We start from the raw sequence: 1,835 nt of genomic DNA, 5'->3' as shown, positions 1-1,835 counted from the left end.
GCTGGCGCAGGAGAGCAGGCCAGAGGGAACAGGCAGCCTGTATATCTACAGGGACCAGGGAAGTTATGAACCGCTGGCGCGGGTGGATAAGGCGGGCAAAGAGGGACCGAACCGGATACTGTATTTTCACACGGATGTGAACGGCGCACCGGAAGAGATGACGGACAGTGACGGGAGAATCGTGTGGGAGACGGGGTATCAGGTCTGGGGTAACACGATACAGGAGAAGGACCACGGCAGGGTGGAGCAGAACCTGCGCTACCAGGGACAGTACCTCGACAGGGAAACGGGGCTGCACTACAATCTGCACAGGTACTATGATCCGGATGTCGGGCGGTTCATAGTTACGGATCCGATAGGGCTGCTTGGTGGAATAAACTTATACCAATACGCGCCGAATCCGCTGGGGTGGATTGATCCACTTGGGCTAAAATCATGTTTCTCTAGTAGTACAGGCCAGAAACGTGCTGAAGATATTATCAAAAAGCATGGCGGGATTCAGACCGCTGAGAATCGATATCAGATGCCTAATCGTCGAGCTGCAAGACAGGCTGCATCAGAAATAGCAGGGAATCTCGGTTCTGATCGTATCATAACAAGAAAGCCTGACTTCAGAGGTGGTCCATATACGTGGAAAGATTCTCAAGGACGTATAGGTGCTACAAACGCAAGTGGAACTGCGGGGTGGCGTGATGACATTTTAGGACATCCTGAATTCGGGGCTGGTTCCCATGTCAATGCCTGGAATGAGGCAGAGGGTATTTTAAGTAATTTACATTTGGATTATTAAAATGGACAAAATTATATTTAGATCCGAGTCTGATAGAGAGAATGCAAAGGCAAGTGATACCGAAGCTATTTGGTATACAGTAGTGAATGAGCTGAAACAATCAGAACAAATGGCAAGTACAAATCCATGGAACCAAGATGATGCGATTATAAAGAAAAGATTTTGTTTATTAGATGATTGTGTTATTTCTATACGTCCGGCAAGAGCTGAAGATCGAATAGAAAAAAGAGATTATAATAAAGGATATTATTTTATTGAGATAATGAATCAAGATGAATCGATAAAATTTAGCTCACATAAAATATATTCATGGGAACAAGTTATTGAATGTGCGTCTTGGTTCAAAGGAGTATCTTTTTTAGCTGCGCAAAGAATATGGAAAGCAAAGAAGTTGTAATGAAATAGAATTGAAATAAGGGATGTTACCAGATATTATTTAGCACCCAGTGAATTGGGGTATGGTGATTGCGCCTTACTTTTTCTGAAACTATGCCTTGATGTCGCAAGGCGGGATTGCACTGCAACCTTCTGAGGTACTACGACTCGGACTGTGGAACATTTACGTAACCCGATCCGATAGGGCTGGCGGGGGGAATAAACTTCTATGCTTATGCGCCTAATCCGCTGTCGTATACAGACCCATTAGGTTTACGAAGAACGTGGTGTGGACGTCCTCAAAATAAATCAACTCGCCATTCCACAAGAAAAAGAGCGAGAGAGGCAGCGGCTCATGCCCAGGGAAAGATCATCAGAAGTACACTTTTTGTACTAAATAATTCGCATTTTATGTTTAAAAATTGAGATATTCCTCATTACCTGAAGCTGTTTTTTATTACTTATACATGATCAAATACTCCTTACATAATTAAGGAGAGCAAAATGGAACTTAAAAAATTGATGGAACATATTTCTATTATTCCCGATTACAGACAAGCCTGGAAAGTGGAACATAAATTATCGGATATTCTACTGTTGACTATTTGTGCCGTTATTTCTGGTGCAGAAGGATGGGAAGATATAGAGAATTTTGGGGAAACACATCTCG

Annotated in this window: 3 protein-coding genes; all 3 read left to right on the top strand. The window is 43.1% G+C overall.

Annotated features, from left to right (window positions below):
• Nucleotides 1–790, top strand: a 790-nt coding sequence (locus tag D9736_RS23690; RefSeq protein WP_240779376.1) for an RHS repeat-associated core domain-containing protein, incomplete at its 5' end; no start/stop codon positions are given.
• A 1-nt stretch (nucleotide 791) separates the two neighbouring features.
• Nucleotides 792–1,187, top strand: coding sequence for a hypothetical protein (locus D9736_RS22895; RefSeq protein WP_130259245.1), 396 nt, complete (start codon nucleotides 792–794; stop codon nucleotides 1,185–1,187).
• Nucleotides 1,188–1,669: 482 nt separating this feature from the next.
• Nucleotides 1,670–1,835 (top strand): transposase family protein (locus tag D9736_RS22885; RefSeq protein ID WP_130259244.1); only part of this gene is annotated, 166 nt, incomplete at its 3' end.

This window comes from Escherichia sp. E10V10, assembly GCF_004211985.1.
GTDB lineage: Bacteria > Pseudomonadota > Gammaproteobacteria > Enterobacterales > Enterobacteriaceae > Escherichia.
The sequence above is the reverse complement of the archived record's forward strand: the minus strand, read 5'-3'. Positions and strand labels throughout refer to the sequence as shown.

Excerpts from the sequence above, each read along its gene's own strand:
- D9736_RS22895 (WP_130259245.1), top strand. The coding sequence starts at position 792 with ATGGACAAAATTATATTTAGATCCGAGTCTGATAGAGAGAATGCAAAG.